This window comes from Streptomyces sp. NPDC046931 (assembly GCF_040644655.1).
Classification (GTDB): Bacteria; Actinomycetota; Actinomycetes; order Streptomycetales; family Streptomycetaceae; genus Streptomyces.
In genome coordinates this window covers 735256-752153 of sequence record NZ_JBEYWX010000001.1, presented here as the reverse complement: position 1 = coordinate 752153, position 16898 = coordinate 735256, and the positions used below count along the sequence as shown (strand labels likewise).

Genomic DNA, 16898 nt, shown 5'->3' with positions numbered 1-16898 from the left:
CGTCACCAGGAGCATGCCCCCCGCCTGAGCACCGACGATAAAGAGTCTCCGACCTGAGGCTTTCCATCTCTGTGCCTGGTGGGGACCGGTACGCGCGTAGTGAGTCCGAGCCCTCGGAAGGACCCCCTCTTGGCCGCCTCGCGCACTGCCTCGACCGCGAATACGAACAACGGCGCCAGCACCGCCCCGCTGCGCATCTCCTTTGCAAAGATCAAGGAGCCCCTCGAGGTTCCGAACCTTCTCGCGCTGCAAACCGAGAGCTTCGACTGGCTGCTCGGCAACGACGCGTGGAAGGCTCGCGTCGAGGAGGCTCTGGAGAACGGTCAGGACGTCCCCACCAAGTCCGGTCTGGAGGAGATCTTCGAGGAGATCTCCCCGATCGAGGACTTCTCCGGGTCGATGTCGCTGACCTTCCGGGACCACCGCTTCGAGCCGCCGAAGAACTCGATCGACGAGTGCAAGGAACGCGACTTCACCTACGCCGCGCCCCTCTTCGTCACGGCCGAGTTCACCAACAACGAGACCGGCGAGATCAAGTCCCAGACCGTCTTCATGGGCGACTTCCCGCTCATGACGAACAAGGGCACTTTCGTCATCAACGGCACCGAGCGTGTCGTGGTGTCGCAGCTGGTCCGTTCCCCCGGTGTCTACTTCGACTCCACCATCGACAAGACGTCCGACAAGGACATCTTCTCCGCCAAGATCATCCCGTCCCGGGGTGCCTGGCTGGAGATGGAGATCGACAAGCGCGACATGGTCGGTGTCCGTATCGACCGCAAGCGCAAGCAGTCCGTCACCGTCCTCCTGAAGGCGCTCGGCTGGACCACCGAGCAGATCCTCGAGGAGTTCGGCGACTACGAGTCGATGCGCGCCACCCTGGAGAAGGACCACACCCAGGGCCAGGACGACGCGCTGCTCGACATCTACCGCAAGCTGCGTCCGGGCGAGCCCCCCACGCGTGAGGCCGCGCAGACGCTGCTGGAGAACCTGTACTTCAACCCGAAGCGCTACGACCTCGCCAAGGTCGGCCGCTACAAGGTCAACAAGAAGCTGGGTGCGGACGCTCCGCTCGACGCGGGCATCCTGACCGTCGAGGACGTCATCTCGACGATCAAGTACCTGGTCAAGCTGCACGCGGGCGAGACCGAGACGGTCGGCGACTCCGGCGAGACGATCGTCGTCGAGACGGACGACATCGACCACTTCGGCAACCGCCGTCTGCGCAGCGTCGGCGAGCTCATCCAGAACCAGGTCCGCACGGGTCTGGCCCGTATGGAGCGCGTCGTGCGCGAGCGCATGACCACCCAGGACGTCGAGGCGATCACGCCGCAGACCCTGATCAACATCCGGCCGGTCGTCGCCTCCATCAAGGAGTTCTTCGGCACCAGCCAGCTGTCCCAGTTCATGGACCAGAACAACCCGCTGTCCGGGCTGACGCACAAGCGTCGTCTGTCCGCGCTCGGCCCGGGTGGTCTCTCCCGTGAGCGGGCCGGCTTCGAGGTCCGTGACGTGCACCCCTCGCACTACGGCCGCATGTGCCCGATCGAGACCCCCGAAGGCCCGAACATCGGTCTGATCGGCTCGCTCGCCACCTACGGCCGGGTCAACGCGTTCGGTTTCGTCGAGACCCCGTACCGCAAGGTCGACGAGAACGGTGTCGTCACCGAAGAGGTCCACTACCTCACGGCCGACGAAGAGGACCGCTTCGTCATCGCCCAGGCCAACGCGCCGCTGACCGAGGACCTCCGGTTCGCCGAGGCCCGCGTCCTGGTGCGCCGCCGTGGCGGCGAGGTCGACTACGTCGCTCCCGAGGACGTGGACTACATGGACGTCTCGCCGCGCCAGATGGTGTCGGTCGCGACCGCCATGATCCCGTTCCTCGAGCACGACGACGCCAACCGTGCCCTCATGGGCGCGAACATGATGCGCCAGGCCGTTCCGCTGATCCAGTCGGAGGCCCCGCTCGTCGGCACCGGCATGGAGTACCGCTCCGCCGTGGACGCCGGCGACGTCGTCAAGGCCGAGAAGGCCGGTGTGGTCCAGGAGGTCTCCGCGGACTACATCACCACCGCCAACGACGACGGCACGTACATCACGTACCGCCTGGCCAAGTTCGCCCGCTCCAACCAGGGCACCTCGGTCAACCAGAAGGTCGTCGTCAACGAGGGCGACCGCGTCATCGAGGGCCAGGTCCTCGCCGACGGTCCCGCCACCCAGAACGGCGAGATGGCGCTCGGCAAGAACCTGCTCGTGGCGTTCATGCCGTGGGAGGGTCACAACTACGAGGACGCGATCATCCTGTCGCAGCGCCTCGTGCAGGACGACGTCCTCTCCTCGATCCACATCGAGGAGCACGAGGTCGACGCCCGTGACACCAAGCTCGGCCCCGAGGAGATCACCCGGGACATCCCGAACGTCTCCGAGGAGGTCCTCGCCGACCTCGACGAGCGTGGCATCATCCGCATCGGTGCCGAGGTCATCGCCGGTGACATCCTCGTCGGCAAGGTCACCCCGAAGGGTGAGACCGAGCTGACCCCTGAGGAGCGTCTGCTGCGCGCGATCTTCGGTGAGAAGGCCCGTGAGGTCCGTGACACCTCGCTGAAGGTGCCGCACGGCGAGACCGGCAAGGTCATCGGTGTGCGCGTCTTCGACCGCGAGGAGGGCGACGAGCTGCCGCCTGGCGTGAACCAGCTGGTTCGCGTCTACGTCGCGCAGAAGCGCAAGATCACCGACGGTGACAAGCTCGCCGGCCGCCACGGCAACAAGGGTGTCATCTCCAAGATCCTGCCCATCGAGGACATGCCGTTCCTCGAGGACGGAACTCCGGTCGACATCATCCTCAACCCGCTGGGTGTGCCGTCCCGAATGAACCCGGGACAGGTCCTGGAGATCCACCTCGGCTGGCTCGCCAGCCGCGGCTGGGACGTCTCCGGCCTCGCGGACGAGTGGGCGCAGCGCCTCCAGGCGATCGGCGCCGACCAGGTCGACCCGCGGACCAACGTCGCGACCCCGGTCTTCGACGGTGCCCGCGAGGACGAGCTGGCGGGTCTGCTCCAGCACACCATCCCGAACCGCGACGGCGACCGTCTGGTCCTCCCGTCCGGCAAGGCGCGGCTGTTCGACGGCCGCTCCGGTGAGCCGTTCCCGGACCCGATCTCCGTCGGCTACATGTACATCCTGAAGCTGCACCACCTGGTCGACGACAAGCTGCACGCCCGTTCGACCGGGCCGTACTCGATGATCACCCAGCAGCCGCTGGGCGGTAAGGCTCAGTTCGGTGGCCAGCGCTTCGGCGAGATGGAGGTGTGGGCCCTCGAGGCCTACGGCGCCGCGTACGCCCTCCAGGAGCTGCTGACCATCAAGTCCGACGACGTCACCGGCCGCGTGAAGGTCTACGAGGCCATCGTCAAGGGCGAGAACATCCCCGAGCCCGGCATCCCCGAGTCCTTCAAGGTGCTCATCAAGGAGATGCAGTCCCTGTGCCTGAACGTGGAGGTGCTGTCCAGCGACGGTATGTCCATCGAGATGCGTGACACCGACGAGGACGTCTTCCGCGCTGCGGAGGAGCTCGGCATCGACCTGTCCCGGCGCGAGCCGAGCAGCGTCGAAGAGGTCTGACGGGAGTCCGGAGGGGCCCTCACCCACAGGGCCCCGCCGACCCCCAGGCCCCCGTTTCAGACCAAAGACTTACGACCCTGAGAGGGATTGACGCATAGTGCTCGACGTCAACTTCTTCGACGAGCTCCGGATCGGCCTGGCCACCGCTGACGACATCCGTCAGTGGAGCCACGGCGAGGTCAAGAAGCCCGAGACCATCAACTACCGCACCCTCAAGCCCGAGAAGGACGGCCTCTTCTGCGAGAAGATCTTCGGCCCCACCCGGGACTGGGAGTGCTACTGCGGCAAGTACAAGCGCGTCCGCTTCAAGGGCATCATCTGCGAGCGCTGTGGCGTCGAGGTCACGCGCGCCAAGGTGCGCCGTGAGCGGATGGGCCACATCGAGCTGGCCGCTCCCGTCACGCACATCTGGTACTTCAAGGGCGTTCCGTCGCGGCTGGGCTACCTGCTCGACCTCGCCCCGAAGGACCTGGAGAAGGTCATCTACTTCGCGGCGTACATGATCACGTACGTCGACGAGGAGCGCCGCACGCGTGACCTGCCCTCCCTGGAGGCGCACGTCTCCGTCGAGCGGCAGCAGATCGAGAACCGCCGGGACGCCGACCTGGAGGCCCGCGCCAAGAAGCTCGAGACCGACCTGGCCGAGCTCGAGGCCGAGGGCGCCAAGGCGGACGTGCGCCGCAAGGTGCGCGAGGGTGCCGAGCGCGAGATGAAGCAGCTGCGCGACCGTGCGCAGCGCGAGATCGACCGTCTCGACGAGGTGTGGACCCGGTTCAAGAACCTCAAGGTCCAGGACCTCGAGGGCGACGAGCTGCTCTACCGTGAGCTGCGGGACCGCTTCGGTACGTACTTCGACGGTTCGATGGGTGCCGCGGCGCTGCAGAAGCGCCTGGAGTCCTTCGACCTCGAGGAGGAGGCCGAGCGCCTCCGCGAGATCATCCGCACCGGCAAGGGCCAGAAGAAGACCCGCGCCCTCAAGCGTCTGAAGGTCGTCTCCGCGTTCCTGCAGACGTCCAACAGCCCCAAGGGCATGGTCCTGGACTGCGTGCCGGTCATCCCGCCGGACCTGCGTCCGATGGTGCAGCTGGACGGTGGCCGCTTCGCGACCTCCGACCTGAACGACCTGTACCGCCGTGTGATCAACCGCAACAACCGTCTGAAGAGGCTCCTGGACCTCGGTGCCCCGGAGATCATCGTCAACAACGAGAAGCGCATGCTTCAGGAGGCTGTTGACGCCCTCTTCGACAACGGCCGTCGCGGCCGCCCGGTGACGGGCCCCGGCAACCGTCCGCTGAAGTCCCTCAGCGACATGCTGAAGGGTAAGCAGGGCCGTTTCCGTCAGAACCTGCTCGGCAAGCGTGTCGACTACTCGGCGCGTTCCGTGATCGTCGTCGGTCCGCAGCTGAAGCTGCACCAGTGCGGTCTGCCGAAGGCGATGGCGCTGGAGCTGTTCAAGCCGTTCGTGATGAAGCGCCTGGTCGACCTGAACCACGCGCAGAACATCAAGTCGGCCAAGCGCATGGTCGAGCGCGGCCGCACGGTCGTGTACGACGTGCTGGAAGAGGTCATCGCGGAGCACCCGGTTCTGCTGAACCGTGCGCCCACGCTGCACCGCCTCGGCATCCAGGCCTTCGAGCCGCAGCTGGTCGAGGGCAAGGCCATCCAGATCCACCCGCTCGTCTGCACCGCGTTCAACGCGGACTTCGACGGTGACCAGATGGCCGTGCACCTGCCGCTGTCCGCGGAGGCGCAGGCCGAGGCCCGCATCCTCATGCTGTCCTCGAACAACATCCTCAAGCCGGCCGACGGCCGCCCGGTCACGATGCCGACCCAGGACATGGTCCTCGGTCTGTTCTTCCTGACCACGGACGGCGAGATGCGGAACGTGAAGGGCGAGGAACGCTCCTTCGCGTCCGTGGCCGAGGCGATCATGGCGTTCGACGCCGGCGAGCTCTCGCTCCAGTCGCGCGTGGACATCCGCTTCCCGGTGGGCACCATCCCGCCGCGCGGCTGGACCCCGCCGGCCCAGGAGGAGGGCGAGCCGGAGTGGCAGCAGGGTGACAGCTTCCGTCTGAGGACCACGCTGGGCCGTGCGCTCTTCAACGAGCTGCTGCCCGAGGACTACCCGTTCGTCGACTACGAGGTCGGCAAGAAGCAGCTCTCCGAGATCGTCAACGACCTCGCCGAGCGCTACCCGAAGGTCATCGTGGCGGCGACGCTCGACAACCTGAAGGCGGCCGGCTTCTACTGGGCCACCCGTTCCGGCGTCACCGTCGCCATCTCCGACGTCGTCGTTCCCGAGGCGAAGAAGGAGATCGTCAAGGGCTACGAGGCGCAGGACGAGAAGGTCCAGAAGCAGTACGAGCGCGGTCTGATCACCAAGGACGAGCGCACGCAGGAGCTCATCGCGATCTGGACCAAGGCGACCAACGAGGTCGCCGAGGCGATGAACGACAACTTCCCGAAGACCAACCCGATCTTCATGATGGTGAACTCGGGTGCCCGAGGCAACATGATGCAGATGCGTCAGATTGCCGGTATGCGTGGTCTGGTGTCGAACGCGAAGAACGAGACGATCCCGCGTCCGATCAAGGCGTCCTTCCGTGAGGGCCTGTCCGTGCTGGAGTACTTCATCTCCACGCACGGTGCCCGTAAGGGTCTGGCGGACACCGCTCTGCGTACCGCCGACTCGGGTTACCTCACCCGTCGTCTGGTCGACGTCTCCCAGGACGTCATCATCCGCGAGGAGGACTGCGGCACCGAGCGTGGCCTCAAGCTCCACATCGCGGAGCTGGGCGCGGACGGCGTGCTGCGCAAGGCGGACAACGTCGAGACGTCCGTGTACGCGCGCTGCCTCGCCGAGGACATCGTGGTCGACGGTCAGGTCCTGGCCCCGGCCGGCACCGACCTCGGTGACGTCCTCATCGAGGAACTGGTGGCCCGTGGAGTCTCGGAGGTCAAGACGCGTTCGGTCCTGACCTGCGAGTCCGCCGTCGGTACCTGCGCCATGTGCTACGGCCGCTCGCTCGCCACCGGCAAGCTGGTCGACATCGGTGAGGCGGTCGGCATCATCGCCGCCCAGTCCATCGGTGAGCCCGGTACCCAGCTCACGATGCGTACCTTCCACACCGGTGGTGTGGCCGGTGACGACATCACCCAGGGTCTGCCGCGTGTCGTCGAGCTCTTCGAGGCCCGTACCCCGAAGGGTGTCGCCCCGATCTCCGAGGCCTCCGGCCGCGTGCGGATCGAGGAGACCGAGAAGACCAAGAAGATCGTCATCACGCCGGACGACGGCAGCGACGAGACGGCCTACCCGATCTCGAAGCGCGCCCGACTCCTGGTCAGCGAGGGCGAGCACGTCGAGGTGGGCCAGAAGCTCACCGTGGGTGCCACCAACCCGCACGACGTGCTGCGCATCCTGGGCCAGCGTGCCGTCCAGGTTCACCTGGTCGGCGAGGTCCAGAAGGTGTACAACTCGCAGGGTGTGTCGATCCACGACAAGCACATCGAGATCATCATCCGGCAGATGCTCCGCCGTGTGACGATCATCGAGTCCGGCGACGCCGAGCTGCTGCCCGGCGAGCTGGTCGAGCGCTCGAAGTTCGAGCACGAGAACCGTCGTGTGGTCCAGGAGGGTGGTCACCCGGCCTCCGGTCGTCCGCAGCTCATGGGTATCACCAAGGCTTCGCTGGCGACCGAGTCCTGGCTGTCGGCGGCGTCCTTCCAGGAGACGACCAGGGTCCTCACGGACGCGGCGATCAACGCCAAGTCCGACTCCCTGATCGGCCTCAAGGAGAACGTCATCATCGGTAAGCTCATCCCGGCCGGTACGGGTCTGTCCCGCTACCGCAACATCCGGGTCGAGCCGACCGAGGAGGCCAAGGCCGCGATGTACTCGGCCGTCGGCTACGACGACATCGACTACTCGCCGTTCGGCGCGGGCTCCGGCCAGGCCGTGCCGCTGGAGGACTACGACTACGGTCCGTACAACCAGTAAGCGAGCAGCCTGAACCGAAGGGCGGTCACCTTGCGGGGTGACCGCCCTTCGGCGTGCCCGGGGGCCGGCCCGCGGGCGGGATTTCAGCGCTGCGGCTGGAGGTACGGCTGGAGGTGGTGCAGCCGGGTGTGGTGGTCCGGGTGCGAGGAGAGCAGCTTGGCGAGGGCGTCCTCCTCCACGGGGACGCCCCCGTTGCGAGCGGCCAGCTCGGCCGCCGTCCGCTGCTCCTGCTGGTGCAGCTTGTCCAGCACGGCGGCCAGCATCGGGGCGAAGCCCAGGGCGGCCGCGTGTTCGTCGGCGCGCAGCTCCGAGCGGCGGCCGACGGCGGCCAGCGCGTAGGGGACGCCCAGGAGGAGCAGCGGCAGTCCGTAGAGGGTGCTGATCGTCGCCAGGGCGATGCCGCCCATGAACAGCACCACGAAGGCGACGCCGAAGCAGCCGAACGCCCGGGACACCTTGAACACGAAGCCGGAGAACGCCTTGAGGAGTCGCCAGGCCACCCGGCCGGGCAGCGCGTACCAGTAGCCGAGCAGCGAGGACCACGCATGGCCGCCGACGTGGTGGCCCAGCTCGTGCGCCAGTACGGCGGCCAGCTCGCCGTTGGGCAGCTGGTTCATGGCGAACCGGGTGACGCCGACGATGTGGCCGGCCGCGGCGACCGCGTTCAGGCTCTCGCTGTCCTCCACCCACAGCTCGTAGGCGCGGCCCTCGATACCGGCCCGGGCCGTGACCATGCGCCACACCGGTTCGAGTTTGGCTCGTTCCTGTGGAGTGGGGTAGCGCAGGCGGAGCAGATGGCGCGCGACGGCGCTTTCGGTGGGGCGGTGGAATACGAGTGCGCCGCTGGCGAGCCAGGCGAGGATCACCAAGAACGCGAAATCGCCGAAGAAGACGGAGATCAGGGCGACCACGAAGAGGCTGCACAGGAAGTTCGGCAGGTGGAGCAGGAGGCTGCCGACGGCGGTGGCGTCGGTGCGGCGCTGGTCCTTCGACAGGTGCACCCGACCGTGATCGGTGCTGATGTGATGCGGGTGCGCCGGGTCGTCGGGGGAGGGGGGCGGGGCCGGCTGGGGATGCTGCGGAGTGGAGGCGGGCTGGGGATACGGGGGAGTGACGCCGGCCTCGGGATACGCAGGAGCGGAAGCCGCTTCCGGGTATGCGAAGGGCGGAGCCGCTTGCGGATAGGAGGGAGTCGGACCGGCGTGCGCGGAGTGCGGCGGTGGCGTTGTCTGCGGGTAGGGGGGCGGGGTCGTCTGCGGGTACGGCGGTGGGCTCGGAGCCGGGTCGGATGACGGGTACGGGGCCGCGGCTGCCGTCCGGGGGTACTGCGGGGGCTCCGGGACCTGGCCGTACTGCGGGGCGGGGCCCGAATCCGGGTACGGAGGGGCCGGGGCCGTCTGCGGGTACTGCGGGGCCGGGCCCGTCTGCGGGTAGGCGGGAGGCTGTTCGGCGTACTGCGGCTGCGCTGTCGGCTGCTGGGCGGTGGCCTGGGCCGGGGAGCCGGGATACTCCGGCGGGACCGGTGGCGGCTGGGACATGGTCGCTCTTTCCTTCACGTGCGGGTGCGGGGACGGCTGCGATGCGGCGGTTCAGCCGATCAGCAGGGAGGCGGGCAGGAGGACCGTGCCGGCGCCGAAGGTGACGAGGCCCGCCCGGATCCACTGGTGCTTGCGCGCGGCGATCCGGCTCGTCTCGGTGAGCGCCCTGGTCAGGCCGGCCGTGGGAAGGCATTCGGTGTCGGCGAGCGCGCTCTCCAAGCGGCCCTGCCGGACGGCCTGCTGGATGTCGCCGAAGTAGGACAGGGGCAGGCCGGGCGCCCAGGTCCCGGAGCGGTAGCGGGGGAGTACGGCGAGCAGCAGGGCGAACAGCGACAGGGCGAGGCAGACGGCTCCGGCCCACCACAGCACGGTGCCCGGTCCGGAGAGCGCCGTCGGGGTCCACCTCCGTCCGGCGAGCAGTCCGCTGAAGACACCGGCGGTCATACCGAGGGCGGCGACCAGGACCGACGCCTTGCTGTCGGCCCGGGCGATCTCGGCCCGCAGTTCGGTGAGGAGTCGCTCACAGAGCCGGGGCAGTGCGGCGGGGTCGGCGCCGGAGCCCCCGGCGGGCGGGGCGGGCGCGGGGCCGGGGGCGGGGGCGGTCATGTGCCGTCCTTCCCGGTTCCGTTCCCGGTTTCACCGGGCGGCCCCCACGGGTCGGCGCCTGCGGTGTCATCGGGGTCCCCGGTGTTCTCCAGACCCTCGGCACCGCCCGGCACCGTGGCGTGGGCCGGGTTCGCCGGGTCCGGTCGGCCGGGCATGGTGGGCGTGGTGCCGTAGCCGGGCGGGGGCTGCCAGGCCGGGGCCTGCGGGCCGTACGCACCCTGTGGTGCGCCCTGCGGTGCGCCACCGGCTCCGTACGGTGCGGCCGTTGGCCAGGACCCCGGCGCGCCCGGGACCGGTGGCGGGAAGGGCGGGCTACCCGGGAGCGGCGGTGTGAAGGGGGCGGCGGTCGAGGCCGACGGCGGGAAGGGTGGGACGCCCGGGACCGGCGGTGTGTACGACGGCGCGCCCGGGACCGGTGGGGAGTACGGGGCGGCAGTCGGCATCTGTGGTGCGAAGGAAGGTCCGCTCGGGGTCTCGCCCGACGGAGCTCCGCCCTGCGATGCCGTCTCCCGGCCTTGCGACGGCTCGGCCGCCCCCGGATAGGCCGGCCCTGTTCCCTCGGGCAGCGGGGGCGGGGTCTGGGGGACGCCGGGGGAGCCGTTGGGTGAGGATGTCGTTGACCGTACGGAGGGCCAGCTGCTTGGGCCCCTCCAGTTCGTAGCCTTCCGCCGCGTCCCCGTTCAGCAGCTGCCCTACCAGCTCCATCTGGGCCTGGATCATGCGGAGTTGGTCCTCGCGCATGCTGGACATGACGAGTCGCGAGTCCTCCGGGTGCTGGGCGAGGTGAAGCGCCCAGGCATGGACGCCCCCCTGCTGGAGGTGCCACTGGTAGAAGGCGATCTTCTGGGCCTCCAACTGCTGTAGCTCCAGCTGCTGCTGTCCCTGTTGCAGAGCGAGCTGGTGCTGCTGTCCGCTGTGCAGCAGGGCCTGCTCATGCTGCCAGCGCTGCTGTTGGAGCGTCAGTTCCTGCTGATGGACGCCGTATGCCGTCGCCCGCTCGATCTGGAGGGCGTCCTGCTGACGTTGGCGGCGGTCCGCCTCGGCGTCGATGTCCATGCCCCGCTGGGTCACGCGGATCTGTTCGGCGGCGGAGTGGTCGATGGACTGCAGTCGCTGCTGGTGCTCGATGTTGGCCTTGTCGCGTTTGATACGCAGGGTCCAGGTGACCTGGAGTCCTGCCGACGCCCCGAGCGGCCCCAGCACGATGACCGCCTGGAGCAGCTCTTGTTCGGCCGCCGCACTGTCGGTGATGCCGAAGCGGCGGGTCACCGGCCGGGCGGCCTGCTGGAGTTCGCCGAGGATCAGTCCCGGCACGTCCCGGTGCCCGCTCGCCACGAACCGGGCGGGGTCCAGGACCTGCCAGGAGAGGTCGACCTCGGCCGTGAACTCGAAGGCGTCGTTGTCGCTGGGCAGCGCGAGTTCGGCGGTCCACGGATGGACGCCCATGTCCACCTCGTACACGGCCGTGTACCGGTTCGCGGCGACCTCGGCGCGCGTCGGGCGCCGAGGCGGCAGGTACGCCTCGTAGGAGCCCTTCGGGGTGGAGAAGACGAGTGCGTGGTCGATGCGGACCAGCTGTCTCAGATTGAACTCGAAGCGCGACAGCTGGCGGACGGTGAGCACCGGGTCGACCAGCTGCGTGTGCCGGTCCGCCGACTGCTGCCACTCGGGCTGGCGGTGGAAAGTGGGCATGGTGCGTGTGGCTCCTCGGGACGTACCGGTGGACGTGCGAAGGGACGTGCGGACGGACGTATGGGCGCAAGTGCGGACGGGACTTGTGGGCGGATGTGCGGGTGGGCTCAGCGGGTGGGCAGCGTGGTCAGCAGACGGGCCGCGACCAGTGGCGGGGGAGCGCCGTCCTCGCCGGGCATGGTCCGCAGCAGATGGTTCAGCCGCTGGTGCTCGGCGGACGTGGTGACGAGCGTGGGCAGCAGCGCGGCCAGCGCCCACTCGACCGCCGTGGACCGATCGGCGATCAGCACCCACTCGCGCAGGGTGTGGAGTGCGTGCCGGGTGGTGCGCGGATCGGCCAGTGCGGCTCGCCACAGGTACGGGATGTCCTGCGCGGCCGGCCCGCCCCCGCCCGTCGAACGGGCGTACCAGCCGAGGATCAGCGGAGTGCCGTAGCGCTCGTCGTCGTTCTCGGTGCGCTTGCAGGCGCCGACGAAGCCGCCGAGCGTGAGGTCGTGCACCGCCCGGTCGTCGTCCAGGTGGGTGCGCAGCTCCCTGAGGACCGTCTCGCTCGCGGACGACAGCAGCAGGAGCTCCACCGCCTCCGCGAGTTCGCGCGCCAGCTCGCCGTCGATGTCGTCGGGCGCGTCCGCGTACAGCCGCCGTACGGCGCCGCGCAGTGCGGCCAGGGCCTGTTCCGGGCGCTCCGGGCCGATCAGCCCGTACGCCCGCACGGCCACCCACCGCAGCCGCGGGTCGCCGCCCTCGCACCAGGTGTCGAGGATGCGGGGGATGTTGGGCGTGTCGATGAGGTGGGCGAGCGTGAGGGCGTTGACGGCGACGAGCCGGTGCCGGAACGGCTTGGAGGTGCCCCATGGCTCGATGACCAGTGCCATCGCCGAGGGCAGGTCGGTGCGGGCGAGGACGGCGACGGTGGAGGCGGCGCGGGTACGAACCAGGGGGCGGCCGTCGTCGGCGAGCCGGCGCAGCCAGCGGATGAGGGCCGGGCGGGCGGACGGATGCCCGGTCCACACCTCCCGCAACAGCACCAGGGAGGCCCGCTCGTCGCGGAACCGGGCCTTCTGCTGGGTGACCGGGCCCCACTCGGTGTGCTCGTCGTCCAAGTACTTCTCGGCGCGCGCCCGTTGCAGTCGCTTGCCGACATGGGTGCCGAAGACGGGGACCTCCGGCACACGGGCCGGATTCTCGGTCTCCTGGAGGAAGCGGTAGAGCAGGTCGCTGAGTTCGGCGGTCAGCGCGTACGGGCTGCCGTCGAAGGCGGCCAGCGCGACGAGGAACGCCTTGTCCCGCAGATGGAGAGAGGACTCGTCCTCCTCGAACCACTCCTGGACCTGGCCCTCCAGCGAGACCAGGGAGAACTGGGCGACCGCGTCCTCGGCGACCTCCCCGGCGGCGTAGCGGCCGAGCAGCTGCGCGAAGGCGGCCGCCTCGCGCGGCTGGTGGCTGCGCTCCAGGAAGTCGGTCACCTGCGGCAGGCCCAGCAGTTTGGCGGCGGTCTCCTCGTCGGCGCGGGCCCGCAGATGGGCGGCGAGGACGTCGGCGGCGGCCGGCGGGCGCCACTCCTCGGCGGTCACGTCGTCCAGGGCCGCGCCGGGGTCGAGGGTGACGACCAGGTACGCGTCCCTTTCGGCGAGGCGGTCGCGGGCCGCGAGCAGGTGGGTCCAGCGCAGCGGCTCGTCGCGGCGCGGGGCGAGGTCGCACAGGAGGTGACCGCGGGCCTGTTCGCCGCCGACCCGGTCGGCCAGTCCGCTCGGGCTGGTGTCGCGGACCAGCGTGCGCACCGGGAGCGCGCCGAGGCGGTGCAGCAGCATCAGGGCGGCGGAGCGCCGGCCGGTGAAGCGGCCGCCGGACAGCACCAGGACGCGGTCCTCGCGCAGCCGGTCCAGCAGACGGGACATCAGCTCTTCGTCGGCGACGAACCGTCCCGCCAGCTCCTCCAGGGTGGCCCCCGGGACCTCGCCGGAGGCGGCGGCCGCGGTGGGCCCGGGGACCGCGAGCTGGTAGATCTCCGTCTTGCTGCCCAGGAAGACATCGCCGGAGAAGCGGCCGCCGCTGATGCCGCCGTGCTGGTCGCCGCCGAGCAGCCCGCCGCTGAAGCGGGCCCGGGCGCCGACGTTCATGGACCGCGGGCTGTGGTCGACCAGATCCCGCCGGGCCGACCAGGCGTTCTGCGGCTGGTCGCGCTCCTCGGACTCCCCGTCGTCGCGTGCGGTGTCGTCGGGGGCGGGGGCGGGGCCGCCCGGGGGCTGGTCCTTCGCCGGGGTCCCGGTGCCGGGTGCCGGGTGTGGGGGAGCCCCCGTCTCGGGTGTGCTCATGCGCGCTCGCCCCGCTCGCGGTCGCCGCCCTCGCCGAGGACGACGTCACCGGAGAAGTGGCCGCCGCTGATGCCGCCGTACTGGTGGCCGCCGATCAGGCCGCCGCTGAACGTGGAGCCCTGGATGTTGACGACAGGGCCCGGCGCCGGGGCTCCCCCCGATCCGGCCGGCGCCGGGCGGTCCTCGGGGGCCTCGCCCCGCGGGGGCACCCGAGGCGCCGGGCGGCCCCCCGAACCGCCCGGCGCCTCCCCCACCCCCGTGTCACCGTGGTCCTTTCGGCCCTCCGCGGCCGTGGCGCCGGGTACCGGTCCGTGCAGCCACGCCTTCAGGGGGCCGTTCTTGCTCTCCACCCTCACCGGGTGGAAGTCGGCGGCCGGGATGCCGGCGTGGTCGTGGCGCACGACCCCGGCGTACAGGGCGTCCGAGACGCACAGCGCGAAGTCGTCGGTGCGCTCGCGCAGTGCGTCACGCAGCAGCCGGGCGTCCAGCAGCCGGCAGGCGTGGTTCAGATCGGAGCCGACCCAGCCGTCGAGCTCGTCGACCGCCACGAAACCGGTGGCGACGACGCCGCGCAGCCGGATCTGCGCGGAGCGGGACGCCATGCGGTTGACCGTCCGCAGGTGCGCCGGAACGTCCGTGAGCAGGGCCCGCAGCAGGGCGGTGACCGGGGCGCCCGCGTCGATGAGTTCCATCACCGAGTCACCGCGGTCGGCCCGCAGCCGCCGGGTCTCGTCGATGCCGGCGGACTCCAGCGTGCGGTCGGTGATGTCGTAGAGCATGCGCCGCAGATACGCCTGCTCCACGTCGTCCCGGTCGCTGAACCTCTCGATGTCCAGCAACAGGATCGTGCGGCTCACGGGATCGGTCATGGTCGCCTCTCGAGGGGGAACGCGGTGCAGGGCAGAAGACTGGCCGCGCGGATTCCTCCGTGGTGAGGGCGGATGACGCACTTGGAGTGTGACCGTGTGCACAGAGCGCCGGACGGGACACCGGAGGGGGCCGGGGTGCCGGTTCCCGAGCGCGGGTGCCGGCACCCGGGCCGGTTCCGTGAGTGCCGGGCGCCAGTGCCGCCACCCTTCGGCGCCCCCGCGGTCAGGAGCCGTCCGGGGTGGGTCCCGCCGCCGCGATACGACGAAGCAGGTCGGGACGGCGAATCAGCAGCGTGCGGCGGCCCGTGGCCACCGCTTCCCGGTCGCGCAGCTCGCGCAGCAGCCGCTGCACCATCTCCCGCGAGGCACCCACCGAGCCGGCCAGCTCCTGCTTGCTCAGCGGTACGGACAGCTCGATGCCGTCGGCCGTGCGGCGGCCGTGGGTCCGGGCGAGGTCCAGCAGGAGAACCGCGAAACGCTCCCGCACGCTCATGGACGCGAACTCCAGCCGGCGCCGGTCGGCCGCGCGGGTGCGGTCCGCGGTCAGTCCCAGCAGGGCGAACGAGACGGCGGGGGAGCGGTTGAGGAAGTCCTTGAACCGCTCATGCTCCACGGCCGTCGCCCGCACCGGTTCCAGCGCGGTCACCGTCGCCGACCGCGGCCGCCCGGTCAGCGCGGCCGACTCGCCCACGATGTCGCCGGGCCCGCGCAGCGCGAGCAGCGCCTCGTAGCCGTTGGCCGCCGAGGCGGTGACCTTCGTCCAGCCGCGCACGAGAAAGAGGACGTGGGACGAGGGCTCGTGCTGGTGCACCAGCACCATGCGCGGGCCGAAGGTCAGCTCACGGCCGAGCGCCAGCAGCGCCGAGCGGTCCTCGGCCTCCAGGCGCGCCAGGAAGGGCACGCGGTCGTCCAGACCGCCGTCGTCCGGCGAGTACGCCGCCGTCGGTGCCCCCGGTGTCGTCGCCATCCCCATCCCCGATTCCTCGCCCCAGCGGACGGATCAACGTACTGAAAGCGCAAGACCGCGTGGCGGGGAAGGGCGCGATTCGGCCATGCGTGTCCGAAGGGCCCAGGGTGGCTCCCGACCTGCCGCTCCACCGGCCGCGCCGCCTTGGCCCGGAACCGGGGGCAAGGGGAGGGAACCCGGGCGACGAGGTGGAAAGTCCGGCGTGTCGCGGGGGACTCCATTTGTTTTGACCGAAGTCCGTGCGGTAGGTACGCTCAGACCTTGTGCCTGGGGTGTGCCCTGGCTTTCGTGCGTGCCTTCAAACCGCACACGGAGTCGTGACCGGCCACCGTAATCTGCGCCCTTTACGCCTTGCGGCGGGAGTCTGCCGGATTCGACACACCCGACCGCGTGGGTCGGCGAAGTTCCAGGTTAGCTTTACTATCGGCACACAGAAACCGGAGAAGTAGTGCCTACGATCCAGCAGCTGGTCCGCAAGGGCCGGCAGGACAAGGTCGAGAAGAACAAGACGCCCGCACTCGAGGGATCCCCTCAGCGTCGTGGCGTCTGCACGCGTGTGTTCACGACCACCCCGAAGAAGCCGAACTCGGCCCTGCGTAAGGTCGCGCGTGTGCGTCTGACCAGCGGGATCGAGGTCACCGCTTACATTCCGGGTGAGGGACACAACCTGCAGGAGCACTCCATCGTGCTCGTGCGCGGCGGCCGTGTGAAGGACCTGCCGGGTGTTCGCTACAAGATCATCCGCGGTTCGCTCGACACCCAGGGTGTCAAGAACCGCAAGCAGGCTCGCAGCCGTTACGGCGCCAAGAAGGAGAAGTAAGAATGCCTCGTAAGGGCCCCGCCCCGAAGCGCCCGGTCATCATCGACCCGGTCTACGGTTCTCCTCTGGTGACCTCCCTCATCAACAAGGTGCTGCTGAACGGCAAGCGCTCCACCGCCGAGCGCATCGTCTACGGCGCCATGGAGGGTCTGCGTGAGAAGACGGGCAACGACCCGATCATCACGCTGAAGCGCGCACTGGAGAACATCAAGCCGACCCTCGAGGTCAAGTCCCGCCGTGTCGGTGGTGCGACGTACCAGGTTCCGATCGAGGTCAAGCCCGGTCGTGCCAACACGCTCGCGCTGCGCTGGCTGGTCGGTTACTCCCGCGCCCGTCGCGAGAAGACCATGACCGAGCGTCTGCTCAACGAGCTTCTCGACGCCTCCAACGGCCTCGGTGCCGCTGTGAAGAAGCGCGAGGACACGCACAAGATGGCCGAGTCCAACAAGGCCTTCGCGCACTACCGCTGGTAGTCG

The 16898-nt window shown here is 69.7% G+C and carries 11 protein-coding genes; 4 read left to right on the top strand and 7 right to left on the bottom strand.

All coding sequences use genetic code 11. The features are described from left to right. Positions 1 to 129 precede the first annotated feature (129 nt). Together rpoB and ABZ876_RS03420 are read left to right on the top strand one after the other, a co-directional pair. A complete protein-coding gene (rpoB, locus tag ABZ876_RS03425) occupies positions 130 to 3618 on the top strand; it encodes a DNA-directed RNA polymerase subunit beta (protein ID WP_361773509.1) in 3489 nt (1162 codons plus the stop codon). Between the two features lie 97 nt (positions 3619 to 3715). Then, positions 3716 to 7615 (top strand): DNA-directed RNA polymerase subunit beta', encoded by a 3900-nt coding sequence (locus ABZ876_RS03420; protein WP_361773506.1) that lies wholly within the window; start codon positions 3716 to 3718, stop codon positions 7613 to 7615. Between the two features lie 83 nt (positions 7616 to 7698). Here ABZ876_RS03420 and ABZ876_RS03415 read toward each other — a convergent pair whose 3' ends face one another. From ABZ876_RS03415 to ABZ876_RS03385, 7 genes are all read right to left on the bottom strand, one after another. Beyond that, positions 7699 to 8616, bottom strand: a complete 918-nt coding sequence (locus ABZ876_RS03415) for a M48 family metalloprotease (protein WP_361773503.1) — start codon at positions 8614 to 8616, stop codon at positions 7699 to 7701. Between the two features lie 588 nt (positions 8617 to 9204). Continuing rightward, positions 9205 to 9759 carry a Pycsar system effector family protein gene (locus ABZ876_RS03410; protein WP_361773500.1) on the bottom strand — a complete coding sequence of 185 codons (555 nt, stop codon included), beginning with the start codon at positions 9757 to 9759 and terminating at the stop codon, positions 9205 to 9207. Next, on the bottom strand, positions 9756 to 9914 hold the full coding sequence (locus ABZ876_RS03405) for a hypothetical protein (protein ID WP_361773497.1): 159 nt from the start codon (positions 9912 to 9914) through the stop codon (positions 9756 to 9758). Before ABZ876_RS03405 ends, ABZ876_RS03410 begins: the two co-directional genes overlap by 4 nt. A gap of 157 nt (positions 9915 to 10071) precedes the next feature. Then, entirely contained in the window at positions 10072 to 11451 is a 1380-nt protein-coding gene (locus tag ABZ876_RS03400; protein WP_361773494.1) for a hypothetical protein, read from the bottom strand. Between the two features lie 107 nt (positions 11452 to 11558). After that, the gene (locus tag ABZ876_RS03395) at positions 11559 to 13766 is read right to left on the bottom strand and encodes a hypothetical protein (RefSeq protein WP_361773491.1); all 2208 of its coding nucleotides are present in this window, start codon (positions 13764 to 13766) and stop codon (positions 11559 to 11561) included. Continuing rightward, on the bottom strand, positions 13763 to 14635 hold the full coding sequence (locus ABZ876_RS03390; RefSeq protein ID WP_361773488.1) for a hypothetical protein: 873 nt from the start codon (positions 14633 to 14635) through the stop codon (positions 13763 to 13765). The genes ABZ876_RS03395 and ABZ876_RS03390 overlap by 4 nt, the downstream gene beginning before the upstream one ends. A 223-nt stretch (positions 14636 to 14858) precedes the next feature. Next, entirely contained in the window at positions 14859 to 15608 is a 750-nt protein-coding gene (locus ABZ876_RS03385; protein WP_361773485.1) for a Crp/Fnr family transcriptional regulator, read from the bottom strand. A gap of 442 nt (positions 15609 to 16050) precedes the next feature. Between ABZ876_RS03385 and rpsL the strand changes: the two genes are divergently transcribed. After that, positions 16051 to 16422, top strand: coding sequence for a 30S ribosomal protein S12 (rpsL, locus tag ABZ876_RS03380; protein ID WP_003948652.1), 372 nt, complete (start codon positions 16051 to 16053; stop codon positions 16420 to 16422). Positions 16423 to 16424: 2 nt separating this feature from the next. Continuing rightward, positions 16425 to 16895, top strand: a complete 471-nt coding sequence (gene rpsG, locus ABZ876_RS03375) for a 30S ribosomal protein S7 (protein ID WP_003992340.1) — start codon at positions 16425 to 16427, stop codon at positions 16893 to 16895. Positions 16896 to 16898 lie beyond the last annotated feature (3 nt).